The following is a 16,777-nucleotide window of genomic DNA, read 5'->3' on the forward strand; positions in this document are numbered from 1 at the left end:
TAATAAAAATCTTTCAGACAGGATGTGCTTTTACGTCAATTATGTAGTACATATTTGTGATAAGAAAATCGTCCACAAGTTGTCTGGAGTCATTAATCATTTTTAAAAACGGTATCCAACGTACAAGGTTGATTTAAAAAGATGAGGTTTATAAATTTATTGAGTAGACAGCCTTGTTATATTACGAGGAGTAAGTCAATCTGCACGGTACGTAAAACAGAAAGGAATGGGTGACATATAATCAGAAGCAACTGTATGAAGTCGTTGGTGCTTAGGTCATGTGTTTTATGACCTTATGCACCACTACGTACTTCATTCAAGCGGGAGCGTGTTGCGAATGATATATGTCACCCATTCCTTTCTTAATATACCTATACCCAGATTGACGTAAACCAAGTATTATTAATCTTCAATCAATCGACATCAACCTACTCCCCTTTTTAAATCAACCTCCTAAATCAACCACTCGGTTGATTTTTTTATTCTCCCTTCGCGTTATGATAGCCTCATAAATCAAATAGGAGATGAACGATATGGAGAATTTATTATCAGTCAGGAATTTGACGAAGAGCTTTAAGGAGAATACCGTATTAAAGAATATAGGCTTTGAGGTATACCGTGGGGAGGTGCTTTGCATCCTTGGGCCGAATGGAGCTGGAAAAAGCACAACCATTAATATTCTGACAGCAGCACTGGGTAGTGACAGTGGAGAAATAACATTTAAAGGAGCGAAGATAGGGAAAAGGCTTCGTGCCTACAAACAGTTCATCGGAATTGTACCGCAGGATATCGCACTTTATGAAGAACTGAGTGCGGAGAGGAATTTAAGATTCTTTGCTTCGTTATATGGGTTGCATGGAAGTAAATTAGAGGAGGCAGTAAATGAAGCTTTACTCTTTGCGGGACTTGATGATAGAAGAAAGGATAAGGTAAAAACCTTCTCCGGTGGTATGAAGAGAAGACTCAATATTGCATGTGCGATTGCACATCATCCCGAGTTAGTTATCATGGATGAGCCAACGGTGGGGATTGATCCGCAAAGTAGAAACCATATTCTTGATTCAATCAAGAAATTAAAAGAACAGGGGATGACTGTAATCTATACCACTCATTACATGGAGGAGGTAGAAGTGATTTCTACAAGAATAATTATTATGGATCATGGTTCCATCATTGCGGAAGGCACAAAGGAGAGCCTGAAGGAAGATATAGAGAATGAGAAGCATTATATGATTGAAGTGGAGGATAACGGCAGAGTTGGTCACGATGACTTTTTCTCAATTGAAGGAGTCAAGTCCGTAAAGGTTGAGGGTAACACGATTGAGATCAGTGCATTAAAGGGAATTGAAAATTTGGATCGTATCATCGCACTTCTTTGTGACAGCGGGGAAAAAATTCGTAACATTACAAGTGAAGCTGCAAGCTTGGAGACTGTATTTCTTAAGATGACTGGTCGCAAACTGAGAGATTAAGCGAGGAGTAAAGAGTGAAAGAGAAACCTTTCACTCGCAAAATTCGTACCTGTGTAATCCTCGGCTCAAACGTTATATGCGCATAAAACATGCGCAGGAATGGAGGTAAATTATGAGAAGTTTTTTAGCTATATTTAAGATGGATATGACGAATCTCTTTAAAAACCCGGTTTTGGTTGGCTTTAATTCCGTTTTTGCTGCACTTATGATTTTAATTATGGGTTTTTTATCGAGTGGTAACTATGCTAACTCTAAGGATTCTTATCAGTATTATCTGATTTCACTTATGATATATACGATGCTAAACGGAGCAATGACCGCCTCAAATTGTTTTATGGAGAGGGACATAAAACGACCAAACCTACGTATTATACACTCCCCAGCCGGAGGGTTTCAAATCTATTTTTCAAAAATATTATCATCCTTTTTATTTGACTATACCCTTCACCTTGGGTTGTTGGCAGTTCTATGTCCGTTACTAAATGTTACACTTGGATCAAGACCAATTTACTTTATTCTTCTTATGGCTCCAATTGAATTCGGTGCGGCAGCACTCGGCATCTTCTTTTGCTGTTTATTTCATTGTGAGGAAACTACCAGCACTTTGCTAAGTACTGCGGTTAGTCTATTGTGCGTACTGGGAGGCACTTTTTTTTCACTTGATGGACTTGGTAAAATGGCAGCCTTTGCTTCAAAGCTATCGCCGGTGAAATGGATGAACAATGCTTTTTTTGCAATATCCTGTGATAACAGTATCAGCTACTTCTGGCCGGTATTTCTTACAGCAACAATGATATCCGCTCTATTAGTAGCAGGGTGTAGCGTTTTTTTTAGAACGGAGGATTATCTGTGAGAACTTTTTGGAATGTATTAAAAAATAATTATCTTCGTACGATACCAAGAATGATGACATTAGTGATTATAACGATTGTAACCATGGCAACTATGGTTCTTGCAGTTTATATAACAGGCTTACAGCAGGTGAAAGGGCATGTCGTTTTGATAACAAATCAATCGGATGAAAATTTAATCAAGGATTCAAAGCGGCTTGATATCACAGTTTTAGAGAAAAAGCCCCCTCATTCAGACTTGGTTAAACAAAAATACGATGCTTATGTGACGGTAGATGGAAGTGGTAACTATCAAGTAGAAACTTTACGTAGTAGAGATTTTAAGAATATGGTATTATTGCTGTTACAAAATCCGAACGCCGATATCGGAAAGATTAGCGCTGAACGAGGTGTGGGTGTAAATATAATCGGGTTCATGATGATGTTCTTTCTGATGATATCTTTTGCAAATCTGTTTGGGTTTGCCGATGACAAGGAACAGGGACAGCTTACAAGAATTACGGCAGCCCCAACTTCGTTTGGATGGTATCTTGCAGCTCATTGTCTCTACTGTCTGACTATATTAATACCGGAATATATTATGCTGATGGTGATGAAATTGATTGGTATTAATATCGGTTTTTCCCTCCTGCAATACGCTGGAATTATGACGGTATTAGCATTCTTTGGAATCTCTGTGGCATTGTTGTTAAACACCTTGATTGACAAACCGGATAATGCAAGTATGTTAGGTAATTCTGTTATGATCCTTACCTCGATCCTATCGGGGAGTTTCATCTCCTTTTCGAAGAATAATGTAGTTCTCGATCATATTCTAAAGCTGGTGCCGCAGAAGGAGTTCATGGATTTTGCAGAGGCAATGGAGAATGGGAAGGAATGGACGCACAGTGTATCAATTCTATATGTAATTGGATTTTCAATTGTGTTATTTCTCCTATCCTGTACCCTGCTTCGTAAAAGGTATGTGAAAAAGGTTTGATTTGTAATCCTGACTTGCCAAAGCAGTTAGTCAGGATTACAATAATGTTAAAAAATGATAAAGGGGAACAATTATGGAAGATTCCCAGAGCACAATGCTTCTTTCCACAAAATTAAAAATACCTGCCCCACGTAAAAATTATGTGGTACGTAAGGCCTTATTTGACCGACTCTCCCAGAGCGAGGATATGAGTGTGATCTTTGTTCGAGGTGGTGCGGGAACCGGCAAAACAACGCTTCTTTCTTCCTATCTTCGGGAAACAGGACTGAAAAATGTTTGCTGGATGACAGTGGATAATGCAAATACGAATGTATATTCTTTTTGGCTTTATTTTACCGCTTCAATCAGTGCATTTTGGGAAGACGGGGATAGTATTCTATCTTTAATTCGATCTAATCCGGACGTATCCCATATGGAAAACTTATTAATTATGTTGATTAACCATATCTGTGGAGACGAGGATTATTATATGGTTTTGGATGATGTCCATTGTATGAATGATGAAGCGTTGATTCGTACCTTTGAGTTCTTTATCAGTGCGATGCCCTCCAATTTTCACCTGTTTATGCTCTCTAGAGAGGATCCGCCGGTTTATTTAGGTCCTCTTGCTGTTTCCGGAAGATTTCTCTTTATTGATGGAAAGCAGATGCAGCTCTCCCCAGAGGAAGGGTTGTCATTTTTAAAGGATACATTGAAACTAGATGCCAGTGAGGAGGAGTTAGAACATCTTAATTCCTATGCAGAGGGATGGATAGGAGGACTTCAGCTTGCGGCGGCAGCCGGCATTGCCTGGAAATTTAGCGGAGAATTGCTTAGAGCTGGCGGAGGGATTGCAACCGAATATTTAACACGTGAGATTTTTGAATCATTAACAAAAAAGCAAAGAGATTTTCTGTTAAGAACCGGTTATCTGACTTATTTTGATGGGGAGTTATGCTCCTTACTTTTTGAGGATTTTACTAAAACGGATTTTAATCAGATGATGGAGGAGTTGATTCAGAAGAATCTATTTATTATCTGTATTGATGAGCGAAATAGTATTTATCGGTATCACAATATTCTTTCCGAATATCTTACTCATCAATTTACATTACTTTCGGAGCGGGAAAAGAAAGAATACTATCAAAAATCAGCACATGCTTTTGAACAAAGAAATGATTATGAAGAAGCACTGAAAGAATACTGTGCTTCTGAGAACTATAAAGAGGTACTTCGATTAGCGAATGCGATGGATGGCAGTATCGAAACTTGGAGCTTTCTGGATCAAGTACCAATAGAGATATTAATAGAGGACAGTGACCTTACTGCTCAGTGTTTTATGTATAACATGGGAAAACTGAACATGGTGCGTTGCAAAATTATTTTTGATGCTTTTGAAGAACATTATGGGGATAGTGATATCTTTCAAATATTCAAATTCGCCGAAGTTTATTTTAATAAAACGGATGGTATAATGCCGCGTTTTCACGCATTGACTGGTGATCAAATTGATAAGTTTCGTATGAGACCAGTTACAAAAGCGATGATACTTGTTGAAAACTCCACTGCGTTGGTGGATCAGATGCAGTATGAGGAAGCGGAGAATTGTATCAAGAAAGCGATACAGTTAAGCGCTGGCACAAATATCTTTGTTGATTTTTATGCGTATAATCAATTGGCTCAGATCTATGAAGAAACAGGTAATCTTAATGATAGCCTTGCCTGTTATTCAAAGTCAGAGGAGTTGTTAAAATCACCTTCTTTTATGACTGCAAATGGTACGAATTATTACTTTGGACTAACCGGGGTATTCATGCGCCGTATGGAGTTAGAAAAAGCAGCTGAGGCACTTGAGAAGGCACAGAAAATAATTGAAGAACAGCACATACGTGTTGATATAACAGATATGACACTAATATATCACCTCGCTGAGTTAAAATTCTTATACGGGGATGATGACGGAGGAGTGCAAAGTGTAGAACAAATTATAGCAAAATACTCCGGATATAGCGTTGTGACATTAGGTCGTCTGCTTCATGAGATGGAGTGTGCGAATAGACTTCCCGATGAGATGGGGGAAAGCTTTGTCGATGAACTGAGTAAGGTGAAGAACTACAGGGATCAATTGTTTATGAATCTACTAAGAGCAAGACTTTTATTCAGACGTGGGGAAGAACAGAAATCGATGAAAGAAGTGGAAGAGATATTAACCTTTTCCCGCCTTTATCATAATAAAATACGTTTAGTAGAGGCCGATTTACTTAAGGTATACATGTTAGTGAATTCTTCAGAGAAGAGCAGCTCATTAAAAAGGGAGATTACGAATCTATTATGTGAAGCAATTCATTATGCACATGAGAATCGTATCTTTATGCCGTTTTTCCTGGATCGCACAATAGTTCTTCCTCTTTTAATAGAGCTGTATGAAAAAACGGAAAGTAAAAAATTGCTCACAGAAGCAGAGATACAATTTGTTCGGGAAGCGATGACAATATGTGGTCATACTGCTTTGCCGGTCACTACACAGGAGATATTATCCGCTCGTGAACATGATGTATTAAGCGAGATGGCATTTGGAATTACCAACCGTGAGATTGCAGAAAAGCTCTGTATTTCACAGGCTACAGTGAAAACCCATCTAATTAGTATCTTTGGTAAGCTCGGAGTTACATCTCGTATGATGGCGGTGGAGAAAGGCCGGAAGGAAGGGCTGATTAAGTAAGATCAGCTTCAACCAGTTTTATTATTTGATTCGTATAAATCAGGTTAATAAAATAATCCATATCCTGATATAGATATCGATCTTCCGTTACAAATGGTATCTCTTGACGTATATATGCTAATATCTGTTTTGCGACTAAGGAAGGTTGTAATCCAGTTGACGATATCGTAATCTCAAGTGCCTGGATTGAAGTCATTAAGAGAATACCGGTCATTTGAATTAATTTCTTAGCGGATCTATTAGATTTGTAAGCGGCATGGTATGCCATTGATACAGGATCTTCTTGACCGGCGCAAGTTGTGATGCTATCAACTGAAGCCGGAGAAGCCAAGAGTTTTAACTCGCTTTGTAATCCGGCTTGAGTATATTGGGGTATCATAAATCCATTGTTTAAGCCGGGGTTAATTGTCAAAAAAGGTGGCAGTCCATTACTGATATGATGGTTTACTAATCGATCCGTACAGCGTTCTACAAAGTTACCGAGATTAGCATATGCAATCGAAAGAATATCACAGTGAGTTCCTACATAGGAACCATCAAAATTACCGGTCATATAAACCTGTTCGCCACCTTCCCACGCAGGAAGAATAACAGGATTATCCGATACGGAGAGCAATTCATTATAAATAGTATCATAGCTTTCGTGAATTAATTGCAAACAGGAACCCAGTACCTGGGGAATGGTACGGAGTAAACAGGCATCCTGAACCTTTTCATCGCGATATTTATCACAGATTTGACTGTTCTGTAATAGTGTTCTCATGTTTTTAGCAACTTGTTGTTGCGTCGTGTGATGCTTCAAATTATGAATCGGCTCATCGAAGGCTTTCGTTGTTCCCTTTAATGATTCAAAAGCAAGCGCTCCTGCAATTTGGATATTTTGAAAAGCACTTATACCGTAAAAGAGTGATAGCAGAGCAAGAGCAGTTACTGAGGTGGTTCCGCTGATTAAAGACAGACCCTCTTTACATCCCAGTTGAACCGGGGACAGATTTTTGGTGCTAAGCATCTTGATAGCAAGGACTTTGTTACCATTATCAAGAAAATATCCTTCCCCGATTAAGGTAAGACAAATGTGAGCTTCGACCGACAGATAACCGACGGAACCTTCCCCCGGAGCAAATGGGACTAAATTAAGATTTAGATAATTGCATAGTAATTCCAGTGTGTCTGACTTGATTCCTGAGTAGCCTTTACCGGTATTCAATATAATCATGAGAAGAATGGCTCGAACCTCTTCTTCCTTCAATGGTTCACCCACGGAACAAGCATGGGAGCGCAGCAGGTTCTGTTGTAAAATCGTAGCCTCCTCCGGTGAAATCATATACTTTACATTATCCCCGAAGCCGGTTGTAACACCATAGATTGCTCGCCCATCTTCTAGATACTTTTCCACAATTTTACGGGTGGAATCAATATTCTTCTTATAATCTTGGGTAATGTGAAGTATTGCATGATATTTCGCAACAGCGATAAATTCCTCAAAAGTAATTTCTCTTTCAGAAAGTTCAACGAACTTTATCTTTTCTATGTTCTTAATTGATATTTGATCCATAATATTTTCTCCATACATATCTCAGCGATTAATTGATTTTCTGCTATTTTACTTATATTGACGCAATTATACCATAGGAATTTCTTGGTTGTACACTGATTTTCGACTGATTTTTGACAATAGGATAGTATGATGAAGATAGTATATGATTAAAATAGAAGGAAGTAGTAACATGAAACGGTTATTAATTAAAAACATATCACAGATAGCAACACCACTTGGAGATACCCAGAAAAAAGGGAATGAGATGAATCAGATACACTGCATTCATGATGGAGCAATCTATATAGAAGAGGATACCATCCGATACGTCGGTAAAACAGAGGACATTCTATCCCTTGTGGATGAACAGGAATGTTGTGTTCTTAGCGGTGAGGGTAAGTGCGCTGTGCCGGGTTTTGTGGATTCGCATACTCATTTTATATTCGGAGGCTATCGTGAGGAGGAATTCGCAAAGCGATTAAAAGGAGTATCCTACCATGAGATTATGAATATGGGAGGAGGAATCCAATCCACGGTTATTCAAACTCGTGATACTTCACTGGAAGAATTGATCGCACTGGGTAAATTCCGATTGAATAAAATGATAGAGCAGGGAGTTACCACGGTTGAAGGGAAAAGCGGGTATGGACTGGATCTGGTGAATGAACGGAAGCAATTAGAAGCAATGAAGCAGTTAAATCAGGTTCATCCAATTACGGTAGTTCCAACCTACCTCGGAGCACATGTAATACCTCTTGAATATGTGGGGAAGGAAAAAGATTATATTGATTTTATGCTTACAGAAGTTATGCCGGATATTATAAATCAAAAGCTTGCAGAATTTTGTGATGTCTTTTGTGAAGAAGGGATCTATAATATCGAAGCTTCCAAAAGATTGTTAGAAGGAGCCAAGAACATTGGATTTTATATAAAAATACATGCGGATGAGCTGGCTTCAATCGGAGGAGCCCGGCTTGCTGTACAGTTAGGCGCTATCTCAGCAGATCATCTGTTAATGGCATCGGATCAAGGAATACTCGAATTAGCGCTATCAAACACGGTTGCCACCCTGCTGCCCGGCACAGCCTTTTGCCTTAATAAACCTTATGCAAATGCTCGAAAGATGATTGACTGTGGATGTGGTGTGGCATTAGCCAGCGATTTTAATCCGGGTAGTTGTTTTTCGTCTTCAATTCCTCTGATTTTTGCGCTTGCAGTACTTCAAATGGATATGACGATAGAAGAGGCACTATGTGCATTTACGCTAAACGGTGCAGCGGCCTTAAAGCGCGCAGGGCTCATTGGAAGCATTGAGCCGGGGAAAAAAGCTGACATTAATTTGCTGGAATACCCGGATTATAAGTTTCTCGCCTACCATACTGCCACCAATATCATCGATACGGTAATTAAAAATGGTGAAGTTATTTATCAAACTCAGGGCGAATGAAACATCTATATTTAAGATATCTCAATGATAAAATCCTCAAATTCCTTGGGATGATCAGAGAATAATTCTGATTGTATTTTGCTCAACAAAGTGTTCTCGATTGGAGAATTTAACTGGTTAGCAGCATTTCTTGCAGCTGTTAGTAATGCTCTTGCGTGATTGAAATCTCCCTGTTCACTATAGTAAAGGGAACAATATGCCTTGGCGATACTGCGACCCATAAGGGTAAATGAATTATCATAAATTTCACTTGCTGTGAGGAAATTCTTATATGCTGCTTCTTTCATTTCATGCTCATAAAGTGTGCAACCTAAATTCGTAAAGTAAGTGGCTACAAGTGTGATATTATGCTTTTGGCATAAATCAATTGCTTTATGATAGTATTCAATGGCCTGATCATAATGCTTCTGCTTCCGTTCCATTTCGCCTAGATAATTATAAGCGGCGGATATATTAATAATACGTGTGCTGTTTGGAATACTGTTACTCTCTAGCGTTGTGATGGATTGGTTCAAATTCTTATAGCTGGAAGAATAATCCTCCTGCATGATATCGAAAAGTCCATTTAGCCTTAGGAATAATGCATACTCTAACCACATGTTATTTTCTTTTGAAAGAACAAGTCCCTTTTTAATATAATCCTGCATTAATTCCGGATTGTTTAATTGAATACCATAATATATCATCTGTCGAAGTGAACTTAATTGATATAGAGGATTCTTTTGCACATAAGGAAGTTGAAACGACTCCTTAATACTTACAATTCCATCATAATATAAGCCGGACATAATACAATAACGGCCTTTGGCAATTAATAAACGGGCATATAATTCATCATATAACTCGGGTTGGTAAAATTGTTTTCTTGAATCAAGTAATCTTTTTTCTATCTCTTCGAAATACGAAAGGAGGTTATCCGGAGTCTGCAGGCTGTCTTCTGAAAACTGACTGGGATATAATTCAAAAAGTGTAATTGAAATATCTTCAAACTGGTAAATCTGATAGGTTAAAGTTTTTACAATATTCCCGGCTAGATTAAAATAATGGATGAGTTTGTTATAATACGAAGCATCATTTTTTGATAAAATCTGTTCTAGTGCATTCGCAATACTATTGCATAATACCCGCTGTTTAGAGGGAGGAATTTGTGAATTTACATAGTCTCGCATTTTTGAATGTGTAAAGGATAATTGGATTTCATTGTGTACAAGTTTCTCTTTCACAAGGGCTCTTATTTTAAGTTCATCCAAGGAATTCATCATATCGAGTGTACTTCCGCCAAAAACCTTTTCTAATAAATCCAAAGAGGCATAGTCATGAAACAGTGATATAATATCTAAAACCTGTCTGGCCGGCGTGGATAAATCGGATAAGCGCTGTGCCAATATGCTCTGTGCATTGACCGACAGTTCCGTTAATTCTCCCTTTTCTTTGAAGGTATTAAGTAATTCAATTAAAAAGAAGGCATTTCCGGCTGTTTCTTCATAAATCTTATCAATTAATCCTGGAGATAACATCGAGACTTCCAGAGAAGATGAGATAATCTCCTGCATATCCTCTTTTGAAAAACGATTTAAGTGAATCTGTGTCAGTAAATTCAGATTCTGAATTGCCCCGATGAAGGATAGCATCTCACTATTAAAGGGCTCAAGTGATGTGATAACGGTCATAAAGTTCGAATGCATATCCTGTACCAAACTACTAATTAAGTAACGACTGGTCTGATCTGCAAAGTGAAGGTTGTCAAATATGAGTAGTATCGGCTCTTTTTCCGCTATTACTGACAGGATGCGAAAGATACCGTTATATACTGCACGTAGATTCAAGGCATTACCCAGATCATATGCGACGGAGGTGTTAAGCGGAGCATGATTACCAAAGGTAGGAAAGAACTGCGCTACCGCCTGAATAATCGAAGTAGGAAGTTTGATTTCATGGCTCTGAATATAATCATCAAGCTGCAGAAGAATACTGTTCCAGGGATATAACAAGGAATTTCGCTCTTGGGAATAACAATTCGTATTAAGAATTAATATCTTGTCCGCCTTTACGGATTCACAGAGGCTCTTCACCAGATAGCTTTTGCCGATTCCGTTTTCCCCGCTTATCATAACAATTTGAACTTTCCCATTGATAAAATTCTGATAACTGTTTTTCAATCGAAGTGCTTCTTTTTTACGCCCTTGCACGACAAAGGTATCTGAGACATCGTCAATGGTTGAGTTTTGCGCCCACTCCTTTCTCATTTGACGATAAAGATTGGTGATATCCTGTCCGGGTACAATTCCTAATTCTTCTCCTAATTCCTTATGTAATTTTTGATAAGCTTTAATGCCCTTTAAATAAAGCTTATTCGCATGATAAGCCTTAATTAGTGAATGTACAATCCGCTCGTCATAGGGATCCGCTTTCATATAAGCCATACAACTTAGTTCGATTTCGGTTAGTTTATTATGGGGTAGGGAGTGTATATGTTCATAAAGTTTAATCAGATAATGGGATTTTATAAATTCTCGTTTTTCCTCAAGCCATTCTTCAAAGGAGGAAGTATTTTTTATAAAAAAGCCGGATAAGAAGTCACTTGAATATACTGACAAATTACCTCCAATAAATAGTTTATCAATATCACATTGAAACCTAATATCCGGATTGATGCTTAAATGTATCTTTTTTATTGAAGTAATCACTTCGAACCCAAAGAGTTTCTTAATGGTATAGAGGGCGTGGCGTAGATTTTTATGTGCAGTTTCGGTGTCTGCATCCTCCCATAACAAGTAGGAGATTCGATCACGAGTGACCGTCTTTTCGACAGCAAGATAATAAAATAAGGCCTCCGTCTTCTTGTAAGGGAATACGATAGGTTTTCCATCGGATAATACATATGGTGATTGTAAGGTATATACTTCTATATTAGCCATGAGGCACCCCCTTTTTTGGATATTTTACTATATCAAATATGTAATGTCAAAAAAATAATAGATGTCTAAATATTTTTTGACGTTTTTTAGACTATAACATGTTATACATATAAGAAATATATGAATTATACCAATTACGGAGAACATTACAATGGATAATGATATGATAAATAAAGCGATGGTTATAAAGTTGGAAGACACTTTACCGGAGTACTCACAGATTATGGAAGGGTATCGCAGAGCGCCCAAACGTGAGTCGGACCTGTCTGAAAAAGATAAGATATTAGCAATCAAAAACGCGCTTCGATATATTCCTGAACAGTTTCATAAACAAATGGCGAAGGAATTTTATGAAGAATTAAAAAATCATGGAAGAATTTACGGTTATCGTTATCGACCAAGCGGCGTAATTAGCGGAAAATCGATAGAAGAATATCAGGGAAAGTGCATAGAAGGAAAAGCGTTTCAAGTCATGATAGATAATAATCTGGATTTTGACGTAGCATTATATCCCTATGAATTAGTTACGTATGGTGAAACTGGTCAGGTTTGTCAAAACTGGATGCAGTACCGTTTGATCAAAAAATATCTTGAGATTCTTGATCATACACATACACTGGTTATCGAATCAGGTCACCCGGTTGGTTTGTTTGAATCCCATGAACTGTCTCCACGTGTAATAATAACGAATGGTTTGATGGTCGGAGCGTTTGATAATCAATCACAATTTAATCGTGCTGCTGCACTTGGTGTAGCAAATTACGGACAAATGACCGCCGGAGGATGGATGTATATCGGACCGCAAGGAATCGTACATGGAACCTTTAATACTCTTTTGAATGCAGGACGAATAAAGCTGGGATTAAAGAATGACGAAAATTTAGCCGGCAGGCTCTTTGTCTCTTCGGGATTAGGAGGTATGAGCGGCGCACAAGGTAAGGCGGCTAAAATTGCAGGCGCGGTATCCATTATCGCCGAAGTAGATGAATCAAGGATTATTACAAGATATGAACAAGGGTGGATTCAAAGCTATACGTCGGATCTGGATAAAGTCATTGCTATGGCGAAATCAAAACTTGAGAAGCAAGAAGCATATTCGATTGGTTATTATGGTAATGTGATTGATCTACTTGAATATCTTGTTGAACAACAGGTAGAAGTAGATTTATTGTCGGATCAGACTTCTTGTCATGTGCAATATGATGGAGGATATTGCCCTCAGGGTTTGACATTTGAAGAACGTACATCATTGCTTTATGAAGATAGAGATCGATTTGTGGAGCTTGTCAATCAATCTTTGAAACATCACTTTGAACTAATTTATGAGTTAACAAAAAGAGGTACCTATTTTTTTGACTACGGTAACAGTTTTTTAAAATCAGTTTATGACAGCGGAGTGAAGGAAATCTGTAAGAATTCGGTCGATGAGAAGGAAGGCTTTATCTTTCCTTCCTATGTAGAGGATATTCTTGGACCTCAATTATTTGATTATGGATATGGTCCATTTCGCTGGGTTTGCCTAAGTGGGAAGCAGGAAGATTTAGATAATACAGATCAAGCAGCAATGGAATGTATTGACACAGAGCGAAGATATCAGGACTTGGATAATTATATATGGTTGCGCGATGCCAAGCAGAATGAACTTGTTGTAGGTACCAAAGCAAGAATTCTATATCAGGATGCGATGGGAAGAACAAAAATTGCATTAAAGTTTAATGAACTTGTCAGAGAAGGTGTAATTGGGCCGGTTATGCTTGGAAGAGATCATCACGATGCGGGCGGTACAGATTCACCCTATAGAGAAACCTCAAATATAAAAGATGGCTCCAATATTATGGCAGGGATGGCAACCCAGTGCTTTGCCGGTAATGCAGCCAGAGGAATGAGTTTGATTGCATTGCATAATGGGGGCGGTGTTGGAATTGGGAAAGCGATAAACGGTGGTTTTGGTATGGTTTTAGACGGAAGTGAAAGAGTGGACACCATACTTAGGATGGCAGTGCCGTGGGATACCATGATTGGTGTAGCAAGAAGATCCTGGGCTAGAAATGAAAATTCTATCGCCACCTGTGTTGAATATAATGATGAGTATGGCGATAAAAATCATATTACAATACCCTATATTGCAGATGAACAGATGATTCGAGAGAGTGTTATCGAATAATAAAAAGATGACGGAATGAATTATGATTTACGAGAAATGGAATAAGAAAGCCGAAGTGTATGGTCAAGAAATTGGAGATATGAATAGGTGTGAATGATATGAGTAGCAAATCGAAGATTAACATAAAACGATTAATAAATAATCTAGAGGAATTATCCCAAATCGGAAGAAATGCAGGGGGAGGAATTGATCGTCCCTTCGGCAGCAGGGCAGAGCGTGAGGCAAGAAAATGGCTCGCTGATTATTGGAATAGAGAGCTAAAGCTGACCTCTCGAGTGGATGCGATTGCAAATATGTGGCTGGATTATAAACCATATGCCACCGGAAGGAAGATCGTGATCGGTTCTCATCATGATACGGTTCCAGATGGAGGAAAATATGACGGAGCCCTTGGAGTATTGCTGGCAACAGAAGTATTTGAGACCATACAGGAGAACCATACAAAGCTCAATCATCCGCTATCCGTAATATCCTTTACCGGAGAAGAGCCAAACCCATATAATGTATCCACATTGGGTAGTAAAGTGGTATCGGGAAGATTAAAGCGAGAGGATTTACAAAGCATTAAAAACAGAGAGAATCAGGAGCCCTTAGAAAAAATCATAGAAGAGCTTGGCGGTAATATTCAAAAAAGTGAGGAAGCACTGCTAAATAACGATGACATCGCTGCTTTTTTGGAATGTCATATTGAACAGGGTAAAAGACTGGAAGATATGCAGGCCTCAGTGGCTGCGGTAAGTTGTATCACGGGTATACGAAGAGAGCTGTACACAGTGGTCGGAGAAGCAAATCACGCCGGCACAACGGTTATGAATGACAGAAAAGATGCTTTACTTGCTGCGTCAGAGTTAAATCTGGAGATTGAAAGAATTACGAAGGAGTTTAATAATGATGATGTGGTATCAACGGTTGGTTATATGCAGGTAGAGCCAAATGAAGCCAATATAATCCCCGGAAGAGTAAGATGCATGGTAGATATCAGAACCTATCAGCCTGAATTGGAAAAAGAATTAGTCGATAAGATTACCGATGCAATTCGTGACATTGAAGAAAGACGCGGAGTTTGTATACAAAGAGAAATCCTGTTACAGCAACCACATACTGATATGGATCAGGAGGTAATCGCAGCGGTACAAAAAGCGATATTTGATATAGAAGAAACACCTATCACCTTAATCAGCATGGCGGGACATGATGCAGCGAATATGGCTAGGATAACGCAGAGTGGGATGCTGTTCGTACAGAGCGTGGGTGGAAAGAGTCATTGCAAAGAGGAGCTAACGAACGAAGATGATATCGAAAAAGCAGGTAATGCAATACTAAGAGCGATATTAAGATTGGATGGAGAATTGAAAGCATGACAAGAATATTTATCCCAAAATATCTATATATAAATAATATGTTTGTAAAAGAAACGGCGATAGTGGTAGAGGGAGAAAACATAATTGGGATTACGCCACTAAAGCAAATCAAAAAGACATACCCGGAGGGGGAATTGATCTATCTGGATAACCAAGTTGTGGTACCTGGAACGGTGAATGTACATAACCATTCCTTTCAGAGCTTATTAAGAGGCATGGCTACAGACCGCCCATTCCTGGAATGGAGAGATAAATCTTTGTACCATTACTCACCTAGGATGGAGCTTGAGGATATTTATAATGGAGCTTTATTTGCATTTGGGGAAATGATGAAGCGAGGGGTAACCTGCGTGTCAGATTTCTTTTACCTTCATAATTACGGTATGGAGAGTGACGAGGCAATTATACGGGCAGCCTCCGATGTAGGAATTAGATTGGTTCTAGCCAGAACGATGTATGATTGGGACGGTGCGCCAACAGGTTATGTGGAAAGTATCAATCAAGCTGTTGAGCATACTAAAATATTAGCAGAAAAATACAACAATCAGGGAAAAATGGTTACCGTGTTGCCCGCGCCTCATAGCCTGCATGCTGCAACACCGGAGATGATTTTGGCAGGTCATCAGTTGGCAAAAGAATTGGGAACTTGTTTCCACATCCACGTAGCAGAAGAACCCTTCGAGGTAGAACAGGTGCAAGAAGAGCATCAGGGAATGACACCGATTGAGTATCTGGATTCTCTCGGTGTTGTAGATGAACATATGGTGATTATTCACGGAGTGTGGCTGAAAAACAGTGAAATTGAGTTGTTGGGGAAGAAGGGAGCAAAACTAGCTTATTGTCCTTCCAGTAATATGTTTCTCGCTGACGGCATCACCAATATTCCGGAATATATAAAAAATAATGTCTTGATTGGGCTCGGTAGTGACGGAGCCTGCAGTAACAACCGTATCAGTGTTTTTGAAGAAATGAGAATGGTATCTATATTGCAGAAAGCAAACACTTGCAATGCCCTATGTATTAATTATCAGCAGGCATTTGATATGGGAACGGTAAATGGAGGAAAGTTACTTGATTTACCGGTAGGAAAGATTGAGGTAGGTTATAAAGCAGATTTTATCGGTGTTGACCTGGAGGATTTTTCAATGATGCCGATCAGTGATGATCTAGAACAGCTACTACCTAATATCGTATATTCCATGGAGCCATCGTCAATAAAAACTGTTGTAGTGAACGGAGTGCAGACCGTAAACAGTGGGTCACTTATCTCAGTAAAAGAAGATGAGATACGTAACCGGGTGAGGAAAACAATGAAAAGACTAGGAGAGACGGATAGAAATTAATGAA

Annotated in this window: 10 protein-coding genes; 8 read left to right on the top strand and 2 right to left on the bottom strand. The window is 38.8% G+C overall.

Annotated elements, in window-relative coordinates:
* The first annotated feature begins 533 nt into the window (after positions 1–533).
* From AC6IWN_RS02970 to AC6IWN_RS02985, 4 genes are all read left to right on the top strand, one after another.
* Complete coding sequence (locus AC6IWN_RS02970; RefSeq protein ID WP_497990886.1) at positions 534–1,472, top strand: ABC transporter ATP-binding protein; 939 nt, start codon at positions 534–536, stop codon at positions 1,470–1,472.
* Positions 1,473–1,584: 112 nt separating this feature from the next.
* Positions 1,585–2,325 (top strand): ABC transporter permease, encoded by a 741-nt coding sequence (locus AC6IWN_RS02975; RefSeq protein WP_497990887.1) that lies wholly within the window; start codon positions 1,585–1,587, stop codon positions 2,323–2,325.
* Positions 2,322–3,302 (top strand): ABC transporter permease, encoded by a 981-nt coding sequence (locus AC6IWN_RS02980; RefSeq protein WP_497990888.1) that lies wholly within the window; start codon positions 2,322–2,324, stop codon positions 3,300–3,302. The genes AC6IWN_RS02975 and AC6IWN_RS02980 overlap by 4 nt, the downstream gene beginning before the upstream one ends.
* A 73-nt stretch (positions 3,303–3,375) precedes the next feature.
* The gene (locus tag AC6IWN_RS02985; RefSeq protein WP_497990889.1) at positions 3,376–6,003 is read left to right on the top strand and encodes a winged helix-turn-helix domain-containing protein; all 2,628 of its coding nucleotides are present in this window, start codon (positions 3,376–3,378) and stop codon (positions 6,001–6,003) included.
* Here the strand turns inward: AC6IWN_RS02985 and AC6IWN_RS02990 are convergent.
* The gene (locus tag AC6IWN_RS02990; RefSeq protein WP_497990890.1) at positions 5,996–7,558 is read right to left on the bottom strand and encodes an HAL/PAL/TAL family ammonia-lyase; all 1,563 of its coding nucleotides are present in this window, start codon (positions 7,556–7,558) and stop codon (positions 5,996–5,998) included. The genes AC6IWN_RS02985 and AC6IWN_RS02990 overlap by 8 nt on opposite strands.
* A 172-nt stretch (positions 7,559–7,730) precedes the next feature.
* On the opposite strand from AC6IWN_RS02990, the gene hutI reads away from it, so the two are divergent.
* Complete coding sequence (gene hutI / locus AC6IWN_RS02995) at positions 7,731–8,987, top strand: imidazolonepropionase (RefSeq protein ID WP_497990891.1); 1,257 nt, start codon at positions 7,731–7,733, stop codon at positions 8,985–8,987.
* An 11-nt stretch (positions 8,988–8,998) separates the two neighbouring features.
* Here hutI and AC6IWN_RS03000 read toward each other — a convergent pair whose 3' ends face one another.
* A complete protein-coding gene (locus AC6IWN_RS03000) occupies positions 8,999–11,905 on the bottom strand; it encodes an AAA family ATPase (protein ID WP_497990892.1) in 2,907 nt (968 codons plus the stop codon).
* 151 nt (positions 11,906–12,056) lie between these two features.
* On the opposite strand from AC6IWN_RS03000, the gene hutU reads away from it, so the two are divergent.
* From hutU to AC6IWN_RS03015, 3 genes are all read left to right on the top strand, one after another.
* Positions 12,057–14,069: a urocanate hydratase gene (hutU, locus tag AC6IWN_RS03005; RefSeq protein ID WP_497990893.1), complete on the top strand. Its 2,013-nt coding sequence runs from the start codon at positions 12,057–12,059 to the stop codon at positions 14,067–14,069.
* A gap of 98 nt (positions 14,070–14,167) precedes the next feature.
* On the top strand, positions 14,168–15,430 hold the full coding sequence (locus tag AC6IWN_RS03010) for a M20 family metallo-hydrolase (RefSeq protein ID WP_497990894.1): 1,263 nt from the start codon (positions 14,168–14,170) through the stop codon (positions 15,428–15,430).
* Complete coding sequence (locus AC6IWN_RS03015) at positions 15,427–16,773, top strand: amidohydrolase family protein (protein WP_497990895.1); 1,347 nt, start codon at positions 15,427–15,429, stop codon at positions 16,771–16,773. The genes AC6IWN_RS03010 and AC6IWN_RS03015 overlap by 4 nt, the downstream gene beginning before the upstream one ends.
* Positions 16,774–16,777 lie beyond the last annotated feature (4 nt).

Source organism: Variimorphobacter sp. HTMS_6 (assembly GCF_059717775.1).

Excerpts from the sequence above, each read along its gene's own strand:
- AC6IWN_RS02970 (WP_497990886.1), top strand. The coding sequence starts at position 534 with ATGGAGAATTTATTATCAGTCAGGAATTTGACGAAGAGCTTTAAGGAG.
- AC6IWN_RS02975 (WP_497990887.1), top strand. The coding sequence starts at position 1,585 with ATGAGAAGTTTTTTAGCTATATTTAAGATGGATATGACGAATCTCTTT.
- AC6IWN_RS02985 (WP_497990889.1), top strand. The coding sequence starts at position 3,376 with ATGGAAGATTCCCAGAGCACAATGCTTCTTTCCACAAAATTAAAAATA.
- AC6IWN_RS02990 (WP_497990890.1), bottom strand. The coding sequence starts at position 7,558 with ATGGATCAAATATCAATTAAGAACATAGAAAAGATAAAGTTCGTTGAA.
- hutI (WP_497990891.1), top strand. The coding sequence starts at position 7,731 with ATGAAACGGTTATTAATTAAAAACATATCACAGATAGCAACACCACTT.
- AC6IWN_RS03000 (WP_497990892.1), bottom strand. The coding sequence starts at position 11,905 with ATGGCTAATATAGAAGTATATACCTTACAATCACCATATGTATTATCC.
- hutU (WP_497990893.1), top strand. The coding sequence starts at position 12,057 with ATGGATAATGATATGATAAATAAAGCGATGGTTATAAAGTTGGAAGAC.
- AC6IWN_RS03010 (WP_497990894.1), top strand. The coding sequence starts at position 14,168 with ATGAGTAGCAAATCGAAGATTAACATAAAACGATTAATAAATAATCTA.
- AC6IWN_RS03015 (WP_497990895.1), top strand. The coding sequence starts at position 15,427 with ATGACAAGAATATTTATCCCAAAATATCTATATATAAATAATATGTTT.